Annotated in this window: 17 protein-coding genes; 12 read left to right on the forward strand and 5 right to left on the reverse strand. The window is 65.0% G+C overall.

Features of this window, described 5'->3' with window-relative positions; genetic code table 11:
- Positions 1 to 21 precede the first annotated feature (21 nt).
- Entirely contained in the window at positions 22 to 1,104 is a 1,083-nt protein-coding gene (locus G3545_RS22300; protein ID WP_170015789.1) for a glycerol dehydrogenase, read from the forward strand.
- A 118-nt stretch (positions 1,105 to 1,222) separates the two neighbouring features.
- On the forward strand, positions 1,223 to 2,029 hold the full coding sequence (locus G3545_RS22305; protein ID WP_170015791.1) for an AraC family transcriptional regulator: 807 nt from the start codon (positions 1,223 to 1,225) through the stop codon (positions 2,027 to 2,029).
- 154 nt (positions 2,030 to 2,183) lie between these two features.
- Here the strand turns inward: G3545_RS22305 and G3545_RS22310 are convergent, their stop codons facing one another.
- The 3 genes from G3545_RS22310 to G3545_RS22320 all read right to left on the reverse strand — a co-directional run bounded on the left by G3545_RS22310 (position 2,184) and on the right by G3545_RS22320 (position 7,109).
- Positions 2,184 to 4,130 carry a PAS domain-containing sensor histidine kinase gene (locus G3545_RS22310; protein WP_170015793.1) on the reverse strand — a complete coding sequence of 649 codons (1,947 nt, stop codon included), beginning with the start codon at positions 4,128 to 4,130 and terminating at the stop codon, positions 2,184 to 2,186.
- A 110-nt stretch (positions 4,131 to 4,240) separates the two neighbouring features.
- Entirely contained in the window at positions 4,241 to 6,244 is a 2,004-nt protein-coding gene (locus G3545_RS22315) for an ABC transporter ATP-binding protein/permease (protein ID WP_170015795.1), read from the reverse strand.
- A 151-nt stretch (positions 6,245 to 6,395) separates the two neighbouring features.
- The gene (locus G3545_RS22320) at positions 6,396 to 7,109 is read right to left on the reverse strand and encodes a 2'-5' RNA ligase family protein (RefSeq protein WP_170015797.1); all 714 of its coding nucleotides are present in this window, start codon (positions 7,107 to 7,109) and stop codon (positions 6,396 to 6,398) included.
- A 550-nt stretch (positions 7,110 to 7,659) separates the two neighbouring features.
- Here G3545_RS22320 and G3545_RS22325 point away from each other — a divergent pair.
- The gene (locus tag G3545_RS22325) at positions 7,660 to 8,727 is read left to right on the forward strand and encodes a hypothetical protein (RefSeq protein ID WP_170015799.1); all 1,068 of its coding nucleotides are present in this window, start codon (positions 7,660 to 7,662) and stop codon (positions 8,725 to 8,727) included.
- Here G3545_RS22325 and G3545_RS22330 read toward each other — a convergent pair.
- Positions 8,724 to 9,659 (reverse strand): LysR family transcriptional regulator, encoded by a 936-nt coding sequence (locus tag G3545_RS22330; RefSeq protein WP_170015801.1) that lies wholly within the window; start codon positions 9,657 to 9,659, stop codon positions 8,724 to 8,726. The genes G3545_RS22325 and G3545_RS22330 overlap by 4 nt on opposite strands.
- 177 nt (positions 9,660 to 9,836) lie before the next feature.
- On the opposite strand from G3545_RS22330, the gene G3545_RS22335 reads away from it, so the two are divergent.
- The 7 genes from G3545_RS22335 (at position 9,837) to G3545_RS22365 (ending at position 15,604) form a co-directional block, all read left to right on the forward strand.
- A complete protein-coding gene (locus G3545_RS22335; protein WP_170015803.1) occupies positions 9,837 to 10,802 on the forward strand; it encodes an agmatinase in 966 nt (321 codons plus the stop codon).
- Between the two features lie 98 nt (positions 10,803 to 10,900).
- Positions 10,901 to 11,749 (forward strand): transporter substrate-binding domain-containing protein, encoded by an 849-nt coding sequence (locus tag G3545_RS22340; RefSeq protein WP_170018229.1) that lies wholly within the window; start codon positions 10,901 to 10,903, stop codon positions 11,747 to 11,749.
- Positions 11,750 to 11,844: 95 nt separating this feature from the next.
- The gene (locus G3545_RS22345) at positions 11,845 to 12,504 is read left to right on the forward strand and encodes an amino acid ABC transporter permease (RefSeq protein ID WP_170015805.1); all 660 of its coding nucleotides are present in this window, start codon (positions 11,845 to 11,847) and stop codon (positions 12,502 to 12,504) included.
- Between the two features lie 3 nt (positions 12,505 to 12,507).
- The gene (locus tag G3545_RS22350; protein WP_170015807.1) at positions 12,508 to 13,230 is read left to right on the forward strand and encodes an amino acid ABC transporter permease; all 723 of its coding nucleotides are present in this window, start codon (positions 12,508 to 12,510) and stop codon (positions 13,228 to 13,230) included.
- Positions 13,227 to 14,027, forward strand: a complete 801-nt coding sequence (locus G3545_RS22355; protein WP_170015817.1) for an amino acid ABC transporter ATP-binding protein — start codon at positions 13,227 to 13,229, stop codon at positions 14,025 to 14,027. The genes G3545_RS22350 and G3545_RS22355 overlap by 4 nt, the downstream gene beginning before the upstream one ends.
- 12 nt (positions 14,028 to 14,039) lie before the next feature.
- Positions 14,040 to 14,999 carry an arginase family protein gene (locus G3545_RS22360; protein ID WP_170015819.1) on the forward strand — a complete coding sequence of 320 codons (960 nt, stop codon included), beginning with the start codon at positions 14,040 to 14,042 and terminating at the stop codon, positions 14,997 to 14,999.
- Between the two features lie 8 nt (positions 15,000 to 15,007).
- Entirely contained in the window at positions 15,008 to 15,604 is a 597-nt protein-coding gene (locus G3545_RS22365; RefSeq protein ID WP_170015821.1) for an urea carboxylase-associated family protein, read from the forward strand.
- Positions 15,605 to 15,608: 4 nt separating this feature from the next.
- Here G3545_RS22365 and G3545_RS22370 read toward each other — a convergent pair whose 3' ends face one another.
- Positions 15,609 to 17,240: a hypothetical protein gene (locus G3545_RS22370; protein WP_170015823.1), complete on the reverse strand. Its 1,632-nt coding sequence runs from the start codon at positions 17,238 to 17,240 to the stop codon at positions 15,609 to 15,611.
- Positions 17,241 to 17,378: 138 nt separating this feature from the next.
- Between G3545_RS22370 and G3545_RS22375 the strand changes: the two genes are divergently transcribed.
- Both G3545_RS22375 and G3545_RS22380 read left to right on the forward strand, forming a co-directional pair.
- Positions 17,379 to 17,783, forward strand: a complete 405-nt coding sequence (locus G3545_RS22375) for a dihydrofolate reductase (RefSeq protein ID WP_170015825.1) — start codon at positions 17,379 to 17,381, stop codon at positions 17,781 to 17,783.
- Between the two features lie 97 nt (positions 17,784 to 17,880).
- Positions 17,881 to 18,114: a hypothetical protein gene (locus tag G3545_RS22380; protein ID WP_170015827.1), complete on the forward strand. Its 234-nt coding sequence runs from the start codon at positions 17,881 to 17,883 to the stop codon at positions 18,112 to 18,114.
- The last annotated feature ends 90 nt before the right edge of the window (positions 18,115 to 18,204 follow it).

Consider the following 18,204-nt stretch of genomic DNA (forward strand, 5'->3'; position numbering starts at 1 on the left):
GTCAGGCTCGAAGGAGACATCATGACGGGCTCGGTCCGGATCTTCGGTTCACCGCATCGCTATGTGCAGGGTCCCGGCGCCATCGAGGCGCTGCCGGCGCTTACCGCCGAGCTTGGCGGGCGCCCGGTGCTGGTCACCGACGCGCCAGTCTGGGCGCTGCTGCGCGAACGCGTGGAGGCGGCCTATGGTGCGCAGACGCCGCCTCTGGTGCTGGCCGATCCGGAGATCACTTACGCGACCATCAAGACCGCCGGCGAGGCGGCCCGCCAGCATGGCCCGACCGTGGTGATCGGTGCCGGTGGCGGCAAGGCGCTCGACATCGCCAAGGGCGTCGCGCACGCGCTTCGTATTCCTGTGATCACGGTGCCGACCATCGCCTCGACCGACGCGCCGACCAGCAAGGTCTATGTCGTCTATAATGAGGCCCATGAACTGGTCGGGGTCGAGCACATGCCGGGCAATCCGGCCGCAGTCGTGGTCGACACCACGCTCATCGCCAAGGCGCCGCTGCGCTTCCTGCTCGCCGGTATCGGCGATGCCATCGCCAAGAAGTTCGAGGCGGAAGCCTCGTTCAATGCCGGTGCCGCCAACATGCACCGGACCCGCCCGCTGCTGAGCGCGCTCGTGCTTGCCGAGAGCTGCTACCAGACCCTGCGTCATGACGGCGAGGCGGCTGTGGCCGCGGCCCGCAGTGGCGCGGTCACGTCCGAGCTGGAGAATGTGGTCGAGGCCGGCATATTGATGGCGGGCCTCGCCTTTGAAAACAGCGGCCTGTCCTTCGCCCATGCCATGACCCGCGGCCTCAGCGCGGCGCCGATGACCGCCCGCACTCTGCATGGCGAGCAGGTGGCCTATGCCCTGCTGGTCCAGCTGGTACTGGAGCAGCGCACCGATGGCATCGTTGCCGATTTGCTCGGCTTCTACCGCCGCATCGGCCTGCCCACCAATCTGCGCGAATTGTCCGGCGCTGCCTTTGACGAGGCGCAGGCCGGCCTCATGGCCGAGCGCACCATGGAAGCCCCGCACACCCAGAAGATGCCTTACCCGGTGACGGCCGAGACCATCGTGGCGGCCATGCTGACGCTGGAAGACCCGACACCCTGAGATCTTGCGTCGCCCCTTCGTGACCTGCCCGGCAATCGCGGCGGGCCGGTTGGCGGTGGTGTGGCCAAGTGTCGACTGCTAAAGTAGCATCCAGTTTGCAGCAGTTTTGAGGGACTGGATGCCCGTGCGCGCCACGCTGCCCATCCATTATGGCCGCCAAGCCGATGGCATGGGCCTTTACTACCACGCCAGCCGCGACCTCGAGGAGCGCGAGCCGCACGGCCACGAAGAGATCCAGGTGACGATCCCGCTGCTGTCGCGCCGGCCGCCGGACCGCGTGGCGTGCGGGCCGATCGAGGTGATCCCGTCCTATGGCGAGCATGCCACCACCTGGGGCGGCAGCCGCGAACTCGTCATCATCCATTTCGCCGCGGAATTTCTCGCCCATTCGGTGGAGCAGCGTGTCGAATTCGCCGGCCGCGGCATCAAGGTGGCGAAGGACGATCCCTTCATCTCGCGCATTGGCGTGACCATACGCGACGAGATCCATTCCACCGGCGACGTCGAGACCGTGCTGCTGACGACGCTCGGCACCATCCTCGCCGGCTATATCTACAAGGGCGTGTCGCACGGCGGCGGCAAGCCGTCTGCCGAGTATATGACCTTCGAGCAGACACGGCGCGCGGTCGAGCTCATCAATGACGCGGTGGGCCGGCAGCTGTCGCTGTACGAGATCGCCTCGACGCTGGGCCTGAGCCAGTGGCATTTCGCCCGGCAGTTCCGCAAGACCACCGGCCTGTCGCCCTACCAGTTCTTCATGCGTGCCCGGGTCGAGCGTGCCCGCGGCCTGCTCGAGGACGGCTGCTCGATCTCGGAAGCCGCGGTCGCCACCGGCTTCGCCGACCAGAGCCACCTGCACCGCTATTTCATCCGCTACACCGGCAAGACGCCGGGCGATGTGAGTCGCGGTATCCGGCGCTCCTGAGGGATCGACCGAAAATTCCAACAGGCCCTCGTCCCCGGACCTGATCCGGGGATCCAGCCGATCCGCATGTACCCGGTTGAAGTCCGGATCCACGGGTCAATCCCGGGGATGATGGTGGAACGGCGGCTCCTTCAACGGATAGGCGAACTCGGAGTCATCCGACGTGGAGGTCGTTGACCGCCTTTTGCAGCTCGCGGAGGCTGAAGGGCTTGTTGATCAGGGCGACGCCCTTTTCCATGCCGGCGATATCCGCATAGCCCGTCGTCATCAGGATGCGGATATCGTCCTTCTCGGCGCGGGCGGCGCGGGCGAGTTCGGTGCCGGTCATGCGCGGCATGGCCTGATCGGTCACGATCACGTCGATGGAGCGCTCGCGCCGCAATATGTCCAGCGCCTGCGGGCCGGACATTGCCGAGAACACGTTGTGGCCAAGCTCCTCCAGCATCGCCACCGTGTTCATCAGTACCAGCATGTCGTCGTCGACGGCGATGACATTCATCTTTGGCTGCGAATTCGGCACCCATGGCTGACCGTCCACCTGCGCGCCGTCAAGCTCGACCTCGTGCCTGGCGGTCCGCAGCCAGATCTCCGCGCTGGTCCCTTCGCCGAACTTGCTCTTCAGCATGAGCCGACCGCCGGACTGTTCGGCCAGCCCATGGACCATCGACAGGCCGAGGCCGGTTCCCTTGCCGGGACCCTTGGTCGAGAAGAAGGGTTCGACGGCGCGGGCCAGGGTTTTCTCGTCCATGCCGGTTCCGGTGTCGGTGACAGTGACGCAGACATAGTCTCCGGCGGCGAGGTTCCGCCTGTCATCCTCCCGCACCCGTTGGGAGTGGCCCGAAATCCTGATGGTGCCGCCATCCGGCATGGCGTCGCGGGCATTCAAGGCGAGGTTGAGCAGAGCGGATTCCAGATGATTGGGATCGGTGTCCGCCTTCGGCAGCGCGAGAGGAAACTCCGTCCGCACCGTGATGCGTGGCCCGATCGAGCGCCTGAGCAGGTCGGTCATGCCATGGACCAGTTCCAGCAGGTCGGTCGGCTGACGCTCCATCTCCTGGCCGCGGGCGAACATCAGCATGCGCTGGGTGAGCGCGGCGCCGCGCTGGGCAGCATGCTCGGCATTCTCGATCAGCGGCAGGACACTGGAGTCCTGCGGCAGCCGCCGGCGCGTGAGCTCCAAGCTGCCGAGGATCGCCATGAGCAGGTTGTTGAAATCGTGGGCGATGCCGCCCGTCAGCTGGCCGATCGCCTCCAGCTTCTGCGACTGCACCAGTGCCTCGCGCGCGACCTCCAGCGAGCGCTGGGTCTCGACCTTCTCGGTGACGTCCCGGGTGACCTTGGCAAAGCCCAGCAACTCGCCGGCTTCGTCGCGAATGGCGTCGATGATGACATGCGCGATGAAGGTGGTTCCATCCTTGCGGACGCGAACCCCTTCCCGCTCGAAGCGTCCTTCGGTAGCGGCTATCGCCAGGCTGCGCTGCGGTTCGCCTTTGGCGCGATCCTCCTCGGTGTAGAATCTGGAGAAATGCTGCCCGACGATCTCCCGGGCCGCATATCCCTTGATGCGCTGGGCGCCGGCATTCCAGTTGGCGACGATGCCGTCGGGGTTGAGCATGAAGATGGCGTAGTCGGTTACGCCCTGGACCAGCAGGCGGAACTGCTCCTCGCTGCGCCGCAATTCCTCCTCGGCGCGCCGGCGCTCGGTCAGGTCGCGCGTGACTTTCGCGAAGCCGATGAGCTCGCCATGGGGGCCGATGATCGGATCGATGATGACGTTGGCCCAGAAGCGGGCGCCGTCCTTCCGCACCCGCCAGCCCTCGGCTTCGAACCGGCCCTCATTGGCGGCGGTGGCGAGCGCCCGCTGCGGCACGCCGGCGGCGCGGTCCTCATCGGTATAGAAGCGCGAGAAATGCTCCCCGAGAATCTCTGCCGCCTCATAGCCCTTGAAGCGTTCCGCCCCCTTGTTCCAGCTCGTCACGATGCCGGCCGGGCTGAGCATGTAGACCGCATAATCGGTGATGGCATCGACCAGGAGGCGGTACCGGCTCTCCTCGTGCTGGAATGCCTCTTGCCCGAGTACGTCGGCTTGCTGCGCAGCCATCATTCTTCTTGCCCCGGAAGAACCCATCGAACTCTGCGAAACGTTTGATGTAGCGGATAGTTCCGCGTCGCCAAAGCCGATGGCTGCTCGAGGTCGCCTGGGCCTGCGCATCAGGTCTGCGCCGCCTTCTTCGCCGGCGACCTTCGGCGACGGAGGAGCCGGCCAATCAGCCGGGACGAGCCCTTGCGCGGAATCAGGTTAATGTCGGTGACGAGCTTCGCGCCGCCCTTGCGCCGTTCCAGCACGATCTTGCGGCTGTGGAAGGCCTCCAACTCGACACGATGGGCGACGCTGACGATCGTGGCCTTGGGCAGTTCCGTGGTGAGCATGCCCATCATCTTGTCCTGGCTCTTCTCGTCCAGCGCGGACGTGGCTTCGTCCAGCACGATGATATCGGGATTGTGCAAGAGCAGCCGGGCGAAGGCGAGCCGCTGCTTTTCGCCGCCGGACAGGGTCTGGTCCCAGGGCGCGTCCTCCTCGATCTTTTCCTTCAGATGGCCGAGGCCGACCTTGTCGAGCGCCGCGCCGATCTGCTCCACGCTCCAGTCCTCGGCGGCGCCCGGATAGGTGGCCGCCCGCCGCAATGTGCCAGTGGGCACATAAGGCTTCTGCGGCAGCATGAAGAGCCGCCGGTCGGGATGGAGGTTCACGCTCCCGCCGCCCCAGGGCCACAGCCCTGCAATGGCGCGCACCAGCGTACTCTTGCCGCTGCCGGAGGCCCCGGCCACCAGAACCCGCTCGCCCGGCCCAATCACCACCTCGGTCTCGCCCACCACTGCCGTGCCGTCGTCGAGGGTGACGGACAGGTCGCTGAGGCTCAGAATCGCCTTGCCTTTGGTCTCCTCGCGCCTGATCCGGCCGATCCCCTCGCCGAGTTCCGCCCGCTCCAGCCCGTCCAGCGACATCATCAGCGAGGCGATGCGGCGCGCGCAGGCGTTCCAGTCGGCGAGGCGCGGATAATTGTCCACCAGCCAGCCGAACGCGGTCTGTACGATGGTGAAGGCCGAGGCCGCCTGCATCACCTGGCCGAGCGTCATTGAGCCATCGAGGTATTTCGGGGCGCAGAGCAGGATCGGCACCACGGGGGCGATCAGGCTGGAGCCCTGCGAGACGAAGGTCGTGCGCATATGCTGCCCGGCAAGGCGCGCCCATTGCCTGAGCACGTTGGAGAAGGTCCGGTCGATCCCCTCGCGCTCTTCCTGCTCGCCGCCGAGCAGGGCAATGCTCTCGCCGTTCTCGCGCACCCGGGTCAGCACGTAGCGGTAATCCGCTTCCGCCTGGTTCTTGCCCTCGGACACCTCGACGAAGCTGCGGCCGATGATCAGGATGGAGCCGGAGGCGACGGCGGCGTAGAGCACCGCCGCGATCACCAGGAAGCCCGGTATGGTGAAGGTGGATCCGCCAAGCGTCAGCGTGAGCGCGCCGCCGATGGTCCACAGCACGACGATGAAGGTGGCGGCGGAGAGCAGGGCGGAGGTCACCCCGGCGATGAAATCCACCGGGGAATCCGTGGCGACCCGCAGGTCTTCCGCGATGCGGTATTCCGGATTGTCGTGATCGCCGCTGACGAGGTTGAGCTGGTAGTAGCGCCCGCTTGCGAGCCAGCGCGACACCACGGCGTTGGTCAGCCAGGCCCGCCAGCGGCGCTGCATCCCCATGCGCGCATACACCTGAGCGACGCCGAGCAGCACGCTGGCGATGGCGAGCGGGAAGAACACTGCGGTCAGGAACAGGACGGTGGAGGAATCGCGCTTCTCGATGCCGTCGAAGATCGCCCGGTTCCAGACATTGATGCCGTATTGCAGGCCGACATAAGCGACGATTAGGAGCAGCAGCCCGATCGTGAACACCCAGGCGAGCCGATCACCCTTGCGTCCCCAATAGCCGCGGGCACTGATCCAGAAGCGCGTCAGCAGATAGGCCTTGCGCAGGCGCTCGACTTCCTCGGGCGGCAGTTCTTCGTCGGGCTCGATAGCTTCCGGCGGAGGAGGCTCTACGGGGCCGCCGTCCTCGGCTACCACGTCGGCAAGTTCCGACGTATTGGCAGGCTCGGAATTCTCCGGGGATTGGGATGTCTTCGAGGACGGCTTGGGCGTGGCGGTGACGGTGCTCATGCCCGAACAACGGAGCAGGAAATCCGAAGGTTCCGTGGGTGGGAAGCGTCAGCGGTACGGCGTGCTCGTGCCGGCGCCGACAGTGTGCCGACGACCGCTGTTCTCCCACCGCGGGATCGATCACATATTGGAAGTCGGCGTTGGATGGGGCTTATGGTTTGAATTCCCACGCTTGGAGTTTCTTCCGAGCCGTTCCGAAATTGCCGACCTGGTAAATCGACAAGGCTGCCGGCGAGAAGCTGAACGCATCGAATGGTTCGGCGATCATCTTCTTGAGATAGCTCGGCTCTGCCACACCGACGGTAACGTGAGGTATGAGTTTCTTGCCGCTCGAGTCCGGCACATAATGGGTCACGTAGTTGATCGTCGGCTTGTTGATGCCTGGATCTTCCGCGGTGGTGAAGAATGCAGCCGCGGTCCCCGTCTTGGAAGTAAAAGGGGCAACGGCATCAATGAGTTTCTTCTGAAACTTGATGAGCTCGTCGGTCGGCTTGATCAGGATCACCGTCAAGCCGGCTTTGTCCCAGACGACAAAATCATACTTGAACGCCGTCAGTGTCCATCCGGCCGGGTTCTCCTTGGCAAGGACGTCGCCAACCGCGGCATAGACCTTGTCGAGGTCTGCATTCTTGACGAAGCGCTGCAACATCGTGATGTGCGGGCGGTGCGTTGCATCCAAAGCGTAGCCCTTCGGGTAAGCTTCACGCAGGCGGGCATTGGCGGCCTCGGCGTGCCGGATCATCGTAGCGTCCGGCTCCAGCGCTATGTCTATGGCCGTAACCGCGTTTTCTTGCGCTATTGCCGAGCCAAGCATCAAGCTGAAGCCCGTTGCCAGCGCTGCTAAATACTTTAGATAAATTTGCATGGTGAAGCTCCTTATTGGGAAGAGCTAGCTCGACAGCGCAAGAGCGGTGGATACTCTCGCAAGATGGTGTCTCTCTTTGCGGGCTCGTCTTGTTAAGGAAAATCAAGCGTCGCTGATGGCTTTCGCCCGTACTCAAGGTCTTTCCAGCGCAGGCACCATATAATCGCACGTAGTCACAAACAAGTCTTCCTTCGCGGAAGCTGGCGGCTTGAGCGCGTAAGCTGTTCTTACCAAATATCGGATCCGGCTATTGGCGACATCTTCTATCGACGCGCCGACGTCCGTTCTGGTTGAAGGCGGTTGGCTGATTTGTTTCCCGACGGGAGAACCGCGCCTCCATCGGCGACCGTGGTCGCCCCGGCGGCATGGAGGTAGCGTCGATACGTGCAGGACGCAAGGCAGTGCAGCCAAATTCAAAGTGATTTTATGGTCAATAATGCCACAAAATTCTTCGCATTATCCCAGGTCGGCACTCTGAACATTTACGAACACTGCATTCCGTGGCAAATATTGAGCGGGTTCGGCACGACACGTTCTGGAGGACGTTGCCATGAGGCCGATTCCGTTCTTGAACGCTGCACTCGTCGCTGCTGCCCTGTTGCTGCCGGATGCCATCCCGGCCAACGCCCAGCAGCCCAATCTCACTTTCTTTCCCGGTGCGTTCGCGATGCGCACGCCCAAGGGCTTCTATGTCACCGCGCTCAGCGGCGGTGGCCGGCCGAGCGAGCCAAGTGTGATCACCAGCGCCACCAAGGCGGATGCCTGGGAGAAGTTCAGGCTGGCGGTGATGAGCAATCAGCCGACGCACGACAAGGTGTTCCAGACCATGAGCGGCAACTTCCTCACCGCGGTGAGCGGCGGCGGGCGTACCTCGGATGTGCTGCACACCGATGCCACGCTGGCGAGGGGCTGGGAGCAGTTCCGGGTGCTCGACCTTGGCGCGAATGGCGGCACTGCGCCGACCTATTTCGCGCTTCAGGCCCTGAATGGCGGCTATGTCACCGCCGTCGGGCAGGGCGGCAAATATGAGGACGCCATCCATACCGACGCCCGGCAGATCGGCTCCTGGGAATATCTCAGGCTGGTGAAATGCGGCGATCTCGGTGATGGCTACCAGTACACCATCATCACCCCGAAGAACCAGGTTCTCACCGCAGTGGACGGCGGCGGCAAGGATAGCGGCGACACCATCGTCGAGGGCTACTGGCCTGGCGACACGCCGGACCGGGCATGGGCACGGTTCAAGTTCATCCGCCAGGCCGACGGCTCCTATGGCCTGCAGACGGCGAACGGGGTGAACTACCTCACCGCACTCGGCGGCGGAGGGCAAGTCCAGAAATACCTGCCGCCGGATTGCGGCTTCCCCGGTGCGTGCATCTCCGGAACTTCCACCATCTTCCATACCGACGCGACGCAGGTGCGCGGCTGGGAGAAGTTCAAATTGGTCGATCGCGGCAACTGCACCTACACGATCCAGACCACCAGCGGATTCTTCGTGGGAATCTTCCAGGATTCCGACGGGCACTGGTTGATGACGACGCGCCGAACCCAGAACACCGAGAACGAGAGCTTCCAGCTCGTAATGTATGGCCTCGCCTCACCCATCGTCCTGCATTAACCCGCCGCCTCGTGCGCCGCCTGCGTGTCCAGCAGCAGGCGCATGAGCACTTGCGCGCTCGGCGGCAGCGGGCGGTCCTTGAGCGACACCAGCGAGAAGATGGTGTCGTAGGCCAGCGCCTCGGCGTCGCCGACCTCGACCAGCGCGTACATGTGGGAGAGCGCCTTCGCATAATGGCAGGGCAAATAGCCGACGAAATGGCCGGCGGCGAGCAGCGTCGCCACTGCCTCCAGGCCGAAGGCGACGGCGCTGCGCTGGAGCTTCAGGCGGCGTGCCAGCATCTGGGTGCGCTGGTCATTGGTGCGCATCACCACCGCATAGCCGTCCCGGGCGAGCTCACCGAGGCGCACCGGCGGCGCGCCCGCACGCGCCGCGGCGTAGAGCCGGAACGCCTCGTGGAAGATCGAGCGGAATTCAAGCCGCTCGTGGCCGGGCGTGGCACCGGTGATGCCGAGATGGAAATGCCGCTCGGCAATGCCGTTCAGCAATTCGTTCGGCAGCTTGATCGAGAGGTGCACCCGCACGTCGGGCGCCAGTTCGCGGAACTTCGCCAGCGCCTTGGCGAGGGCGGATTGCGGGTTCGACAGGCAATTATCGGCGATCGCCACATGCAGGTCGCCGGTCATCACATTGCGGGCGAGGTTCAGCTCGTGACGGATGACGTCGAGCGTGTCGCTGGCGCTGACTGCGGCGTGGAGCGCGCGCTGGCCGAACTCGGTCAATTCGAAGCCGGCCGGGCCGCGGAAGCACAGGCGGGCGCCGAGCCTTATCTCCAGGCTTTGGAGATGCCGGCTGATGGTGGAGCGCTCCATGCCGAGCGCGGTCTCCGCAGCGGTTAAACCGCCGGCCTCGGCAACACTGCGAAAGATACGCAGCAGCCGGAGATCGCTTTCGGTAAGCGGTGGTACCGCTGTCGATGTCCTCTGGTCCATGTTGCATATCCTACAAGCATGGTTTCACCCTGCGTTATTCTTAAGCAGGTTCTTCCTGAATATTCTAGTGAGGTGCAAGAGGGCTATCCGTGAGCTGTCCGGGAGCTGTCGATGCGCTCATTTTACAGGCAGTTGCCAAAACAAATGGCATTTGCCGGGATGCATTTCGGAGGCCCCATGGCTCTGCCCCTCACCGAACCGCCGGCGAAAGCCCATCAAAGCTTTCTGTACTCACCGATTTCGACGGATCTCGACACGCTCGACGCGCACATCGCCTTCCTCGGCATTCCCTATGGCAGTGCCTATCACGCAGGCGCCATCACCAACGACCAGACCAAGGCGCCCGACGCGGTGCGTTCGGTGACGGACCGCGTGTCGCGCCATCTCGAGCGCTACGACTACGATGTCGGCGGCCCGATCTATGACGGCCGGGCGATCAAGGCGGTGGATGTCGGCAATGTTCCTGCCGACATGACCGACCTGCGCAGCCATTACGTCCGTGCCGAAGAGGCGGTGCGCAAGATCCTGAAGGCAGGCGCGCTGCCGATCACCATCGGCGGCGACCACGGCATTCCGATCCCGATCCTGCGCGCTTTCGAGGGCAGGGGGCCGATCACGCTGATCCAGGTCGACGCCCATATCGACTGGCGCGACGATGTGAACGGCGTGCGCGACGGCCTCTCCAGCCCGATCCGCCGCGCCTCCGAGATGGAGCACATCGGCGACATCTTCCAGATCGGCATTCGCGCCCAGGGCAGCGGCCGGCCGGAGGAGGTCGAGGCCGCGGCGGCCTATGGCTCCAACATCATCCCGGCCTTCGAGGTGCACGATGCCGGCATCGAGGCGGTGCTGGCGCGCATTCCGGACGGCGGCAATTACTACATCACCATCGATGCCGACGGGCTCGATCCCACGGTGATGCCGGCGGTGGAAGGCCCGGCGCCGGGCGGGCTCACCTTCCACCAGGTGCGCAAGCTGATCCACGGCCTGGTCGGCAAGGGCCGGGTGGTCGGCATGGACATCGTCGAGATCACCCCGTCCACCGACGTCAACATGATCACCTGCATCACCGCCGGCCGGCTGATCGTGAACCTGATCGGCGCGGCGGTGCGCGCCAATTATTTCGACGCGCCGAAAGCCTGAGTGCGGAGCGTCCCGTCCCGGAGGGCCGACCCCCAAATCCCTCCGGGACATTTTCATCGTCCACCAACAACCAAAAACCAGAGGTTCCTGCCATGTCGCTGATGTGCCGTAGAATATTCAGTCTCATCGCAGGCGCCGCCTGCATCGCCACGCTCGCTGCTCCCGCGAGCGCCGAGACCACGCTGGAGAAGATCAAGCGCACCGGCGAGCTCACCGTCGGGACGGAGGCGGCGTTCCCGCCCTTCGAGTTCGTCAAGGACGGCAAGATCGTCGGCTATGGTTCCGACATCCTGGCCGTCGTGGTGCAGGACCTCGGGGTGAAGAAGACCAACCAGCTGGATCTGCCCTGGCAGGGCATCCTGCCGGGCGTGCTGGCCGGCAAGTTCGACTTCGTCGCCACCACCGTCGGCATCAATGAGGAGCGCGCCAAGCGCTACGCCTACACGCTGCCCATCGCCGACGGCGTGCCTTACGCGATGAAGCGCAAGGGCGATCCGATGGCCAAGGTCGAGGATCTCAACGGCAAGGTGGTCGCCACCCAGCTCGCTTCCTCCACCGAGCCGGTGGCCCGCGCGCTCGATGCCAAGCTGAAGGCCGCCGGCGGCGCCGGCTTCAAGGAACTGAAGCTCTTCACCGCCTTCCCGGAAAGCTATGTCGCGCTGGCCAATGGCGAAGTCGACGCCGTCATCCAGTCGCTGCCGGCGCTCGCGGTAGTCGCGAAGGAGAAGTCCGACGTGTTCGAGCTCGCCATGCCGACCCCGATCGACGGCGGCTTCACCTATCTCGCCTGGGTGACGCGCCCGGATGACAAGGACCTGCGCGACGCGATCTCCACCACCATCAAGAAGATGCGCGACGACGGCCGCCTCGCTGCCCTGCAGAAGAAGTGGTTCGGCTTCGAGATGAAGATCCCGGACAGCGGGTACCTGCCGCCCGGCGCGCAGTAGGGGCGAGGCGAAATTCCCTCTCCCCGACAGGGAGAGGGAGGCGCCAGCCATGCGCGTCCGTAAGGAATTGACTCGGGTCAGGGAGCTAATCGGGCATGAAGTTCAATTTCGATTATCTCCTCTCCATTCTGCCGCGCCTGATCGAAGCTTCCAGCGTAAATATCCGCCTGGCGTTCTTCATCATGGTGCTGTCGCTGCTGTTCGGCACCGGCTTCACTATATTGCGTGCGCTCAAGCTGCCGGTGGTGAACGAGATCATCGCGGTCATCATCAGCTTTGTGCGCGGCACGCCGCTGCTGATCCAGATCTTCATCGCCTATTATGTGCTGCCCGCCGTCGGTCTCGACCTCTCGCCCGAGGTCGCCGGCGTTGCCGCCATCACCTTCAATTCCATGGTGTTCGTCTCCGAGACCATGCGCGGCGGGCTCTCGACCATCGATCCCGGCCAGATCGAGGCTTCCACCGCGCTCGGCCTGAAGCCCCGCGCTATCTGGCAGAAGGTGGTGCTGCCGCAGCTGTTCCGCCGCATCGTGCCGGTGCTGGTCAATGAGGCGACCATCGTGGTGAAGGGCACCGCGCTGCTCTCGGTCATCACCGTGGTCGAGGTGCTGCGCACCGCCCAGCAAATGGCCAGCGCGAGCTACCGCCCATTCGAGACGCTGGTCGGCGCCGCGCTCATCTTCCTGGTGCTGAACCTCGTCATCAGCCTGGCCGGCAAGGTCGCCGAGGCCCGCTTCGCGCTGGCAAGGGCCTGAGCCATGCACTTCGACCCGCTGATGCTGCTCGATTATTGGGACATATTGCTGCAAGGCGCCTGGCTGACGGTGAAGATCACCTTCTTCGCCTTCCTCATCGGCTACACGCTTGGCATTGCCATAGCATTGCTTGGCCTCGCGCCGGCGCGGCCGCTGCGTGTCATCGCCGGGATCTATGTCGAGACGCTGCGCAACATCCCGTTCATCATCATCCTGTTCCTGGTCTATTACGGCCTGCCGTTCTCCGGCATCCGCATTCCCGCGATGTTCGCCGGGACGGTGGCGCTCTCGATGTTCGTCAGCGCCTATTATTCGGAGATCGTGCGCGCCGCGATCCTCGCGCTGCCACGCGGCCAGTTCGAATCCGCCCGGGCCATCGGCATGTCGCCGGCGCAGGCGATGTGGAACGTGGTGGCGCCGCAGATCTTGCGCACGCTGATCCCGCCCTCGACCAACATGACGCTGACCATGATGAAGGAGTCGGCGGTGCTGAGCTCCATCACCGTGCCGGAGCTGACCTATCAGAGCCTCGTGGTGCAGGGGAACACCTTCGCCCCGTTCGAGGTGTTCGCCGCAGTGACGCTGATCTACTGGCTGATCTCGGCGGTGATCGCGGAAGTCTCGCGTCGGCTGGAGAAGCGGGTCGGGCTCGCCCACACCGAGAGCGTCGCCCGCAACCCGATCGCCGACCGCTATCTCTCGCTCGAGCGGAGGCCGGCGCGATGAATGACGTGCCTGCACTGCGCGTCGAGGGGCTGACCAAGAATTTCCGCACCACGACGGCGCTCGATTCCGTCTATCTCGACATCCAGCAGGGCGAGATCGTCGCGCTGATCGGGCCAAGCGGCTGTGGCAAGAGCACGTTCCTGCGCTGCCTGACCTGGCTGGAGCAGCCCGATGACGGCTTCATCGAGGTCGCCGGCCAGCCCTTCGGCCGCGAGCGGCACGGCGCTGTCGTGCGCCGGCAGAATCCGCGCCAGATCGACCGTATCCGGCCGAAGATCGGGCTCGTCTTCCAGCAGCTCAATCTCTGGCCGCATCTCACCGCGCTGGAGAACATCGTGCGCCCGCAGACGGTGGTGCTGCGCCGGCCGCGCGAGGAGGCGACGCGCCGGGCGCGCGACCTTCTCGTCCGCCTCGGCCTCGGCGATCGCGCAGACCGCTACCCCCACGCGCTCTCCGGCGGGCAGAAGCAGCGCGTCGCGATCGCCCGCGCGCTCGCCATGGACCCGGCCCTGATGCTGTTCGACGAGCCGACCTCGGCGCTCGATCCGGAACTGGTCGGCGAGGTGCTGGCGGTGCTGCGCCAACTCGCCGAGGCGGGCACCACCATGCTGGTGGTCACCCACGAGATCGGCTTCGCGGCCAATGTCGCCGACCGCATCGCCTTCATGGACAAGGGCCGCATTGTCGAGGAGGGGCCGGCGCGCCAGTTGCTCGACCATCCGCGCGACCCGCGCCTGCGCACTTTCCTCGACCTCGTGCTGTCGCATCGCGACGCACCAACCCCATCCCAGAACTGAGTGGAGCCTGCCATGCCACGCGTCGACCGGCCCTATGTGGGCATTGCCTCCTTCCTGCGCTCGCGCATCGTCGAGGACCTCACCAAGATCGACGCCGACATCGCGGTGCTGGGCGTGCCGTTCGACGAGGGCTCGCCTTTCCTGCCCGGCTCGCGCATGGCGCCCCGGGCGCTGCGCGAACATTCGTTGCGCTTCGGCAAGCGTGGCTATTACGACCCCGAGACCAAGCGGGAATATCTGGTGGACGAGATGACCAATGGGCGCATTGTCGACTGCGGCGATGTCGACATCCATCCTGCCAACGCGCCGCGCACCTTCCAGAACATCACCGCCGCGGTGAAGGCGATCCTCGCCTCCGGCGCCATGCCGGTGGTGCTCGGCGGCGATCATTCCATCACCTATCCGATCTTCCGCGCATTGGAGGAGCCGGTGCATGTGCTGCATTTCGATGCGCACACCGATTATTCGCCGTTCGAGAATGATCTCGAACTCACCAATGGCCATGCCTTCCGCCATGTCGCCGGCATGAAGACGGCGCTGAGCCTCACACAGATCGGCATTCGCAGCCTGCGCCACACCCCGGAAATGGTGCGGGGCGTGGAGGAGGACGGCAACCGCGTCATCCCGATGGGCGAGTTCCGCGCGCTCGGCGCCGCCGGCATCGCGGCGCTGCTGCCGGAGAATTCCAAGGTCTATGTCAGCATCGATGTCGACGCGCTCGACATGTCGCTGGTGCCGGGCTGCGTATCCGCCGAGCCGAACGGCATGAGCTACAACGAGCTGCGCGACAGCCTGAAGGCGATCGCCGAGCGGCACGAGGTGGTGGCGTTCGACTTCGTCGAGGTCAATCCGCCGCTCGATGTCGGCACCGGCGTCACCGCCTATATCGGCGCGCTGACCGTCATCGAATTCATCGCCCACATTTGCGATCAGCCGCGCTGGGCCGCGCGGCGCCGCACCCGCGCCGCCTGAGGTTCGCCATGTCGATCGAGACCATTCCCGCCACCCGCGGCAAGGCGGTGCGGCTCGTTGCCGGCCAGGCTGTCGAGGTGATCAACACCCATGGCGCTCAGGTGGTCGACACCTGGGCGTTCTGCCCTGACGACCTCGGGCATTTCATGTCGATGGAACACACGCGGGTGGAGAATGGCCGGCTGATGCCAGCCATCGGCCAGACGCTGTTCACCAATCGGCGCGAACCGATGCTGGTGCTGGAGGCCGACACCTCGCCCGGCATCCACGACACCATCATGGCGGCGTGCGACCGCTGGCGTTATGAGCATCTCGGCTGCACCGAATATCACCGCAACTGCGCGGACAACATGGTGGAGGCGCTGGCCGAGCTCGGCATCGACGCCCATCATGCGCCGCAGCCGCTAAACCTGTTCATGAACATTCCGATCGGGGCCGACTTCAGCCTGACACAGGGCGTGCCGACCACGAAAGCCGGCGACAAGGTGGTGCTGCGCGCGGCCCGCGACTGCATCGTGGTGTTCTCCGCCTGCCCGCAGGACATCACCCCGATCAACGGCGTCGGCCGCAAGCCGACCGAGGCGCATTACCGGGTGATCGGCTGAGCCCTCACGGTGCGCAGCTGGTCTCGATCGCCTTCACATCCCTTGACGCGAACACCGTCTTGCCGGTGCAGCCGGCCTGTTCCAGCGAGCGCATGAGCATCGCTTCTTCCTCCGGCAGCATCTGCGCGGTGGCGATGAAGGCGGCCTCGCCGCGTGGTGCCTGGCGGGCCAGCCAGTCGGTGTAATGGCGTATATCCTCGTTCGGGATCAGCGCCCAGATCTGCTGCGGCACCGGCTTGTCATTGCTGGCGAGCAAAGCGATGGCTTGTTCCCGAGTCGGCAAAAGCTCGGACTGCCGCGTCAGCGCGCCGGCGATGCGGTAGTCCGCCTTGCCTTCCTGTTGCTCGTAATAGGCAAGGCTCGGCTGGAGCTGGATCCAGGGCAGCACGGTGCGCGTGCCGCTCTGCTGCAGGAAGGCGTAGAGCCCGGCGGTGTCCTGCCGCTCGAAGCCGGTGACCGCGGCATAGCCGAGGTGGAACAGCATGGCCGGCAGCAGGATCAGCGCTGCGATCCAGCCCCGGCGCTTCTGGCTCGGCACGCGCTCCAGCGCCAACCCGATCGCCCAGGCCAGCAGCAAGGCGGTGACCGGCATGGTGAAGGTGAGCTGGCGCGGGCTGGAGAGCGGATAGAGCCCGGCGAGATTGAGCAGCAGCATCTCGCCATAGACCAGCACGAACAGCCGCAGCGGCACCTGGCCGGGCTCCAGCAATGCTGAAGCCATGCTGGAGGACCGCTTGAGCACAGGCCGGGCGGAGGTCAAGCCGATCCAGAGCAGAGCCAGCACCGCGACGCCCACCGTGACATAGGGCAGCGCGCCGGCGATTGCCCGCACCGTCATCATCAGACCATGCACGTCGCCCGCCTTCAGCGCCTGCAGGATCAGGCTGCCGCCATAGAGCGAGCTGTAATTGGCGAGCTGCAGCGCGGTCTGCGGCTTGAAGATGGTCAAATACGCTGCGATCCACACCACGCCGTAGCCGACCGCCCCCAGCACCCAATAAAGCCGCTGCCGGCCGCCGGTGCGGGTCAGCACGATATCGGCGAGGATCGGGAAGACGATGAGGAACGCCGGATAGGCGAAGAAGGACAGCACCAGCGCAAGCGCAAGGAAGGTGACGCCGTGGCGCAGCGAGCCGGCATTGCGCGCCGTGAGATAGGCGGCCAGCAGGATCAGCGTCGCCAGCAGCTCGAACATATAGTGCTTGATCTCGGTGGCGTTACGCACCGTCAGATAGCCCGACATCACGATCAGCACCGCATAGGCGAACACCGGCGCGCGGCGCTTCACGGCGAGCCAGAGCAGAACCGCGAAGCTCGCCAGCATCACCGCCAGCACCAGCGCCCGCATGGCGAGGAGATTGCCGCCGGTCACGTCCGCCATGGCGGCGAGGGTCGCGGTCACGAAGGGCGGCGCCGCCTGGTCGTAGAAGGGCAGCGGCGCGAAATAGCCGGCCCAGCCGACGCCGAGATTGGCCATCAGCATGGATTCGTCCTGCCAGATGGCGTGGTGCAGGCTCAAAAGGCCGGTCGCGGCGAAGATGGCGAAGAAGGTGATGAGGAAGAGCGGGCGCAGTGCACAGGCGAGGGCCTGAGGCGCAGCCCTTGCCCCCATCGCTTCCACATGCTCGATCTTCACCACATATCTCCGTTTGGCCGCGCACGAAGGATGGCGCGACCATACTTGGAGCAGGTTTCATGCCTGCGACCATGTATTTCGAATTTCAAAGCAATAGACGGCTTCTTATGTCGATTGGATGACAGGCGGGAGGAGAACATGGCCGAAATCCGGGCAATGTGCGCGATTGGCCTGCGCGGGCAGCTTGGCCTCGACGGCGGCATGCCGTGGGAAGGAAGACACGAGCCGGTGTTCGCCGCGGACGTCGCGCGCTTCTTCGAGGCCACGTTCGGCCATGTGCTCCTCGTCGGCCCGCGCACCAGGCATTCGATTCCGCAATGGGCCTATGCCGACCGCGTCATCGTCGAGATCCGCTCGGCCGATCCGCCCGAGGATGTGCTGGCGGCCTTCCCCTCGCGGGTGGTCTATATCGGTGGCGGGCCGGCTGTTTGGACCGCCTATGCGCCCTATATTCAGCATTGGGACATCACCCGGCTGCCCTATGACGGCGAGGCCGACCGCTGGTTCGATCCGGCCTGGCTCACGGCCGGCCGCGCGGCGTGACGGGAACCTTCGCGTCATCAGCGCATTGGCTTTATCCACCCGGCGGGGCGCCGGATGGACGCCCGCATAAAAGCCAACGCAGACGAGGAGGAGTTCGATGACGACGCCTCAACAGCCGGTCCGGCTGCAATACTGGCCGGCTTCGCACAGCGTCGATGCCCCCGACACCTGGCCCGACAGCTATGAGTTCGACAGCGTCGACGACGCGGTCGCCTTTGCCATGACCCAGGCACCGGCGAACCGCGAGATCGCCTGGCTTCGCACCGGGGAGGGCGAGGTGCTGAAATATCCGCAGATCCAGATGCTCTGGGAGCTGCGCCAGACCCATTAAGGGCACGCGAACACCACACTGACGCAGCGGCGTTGATATTGGAGCGGTTCTGAGTATATTGCGCCGCAAAATTCACGCGGGTCCGGGTCC

The organism is Starkeya sp. ORNL1, assembly GCF_012971745.1.
Classification (GTDB): Bacteria; Pseudomonadota; Alphaproteobacteria; order Rhizobiales; family Xanthobacteraceae; genus Ancylobacter.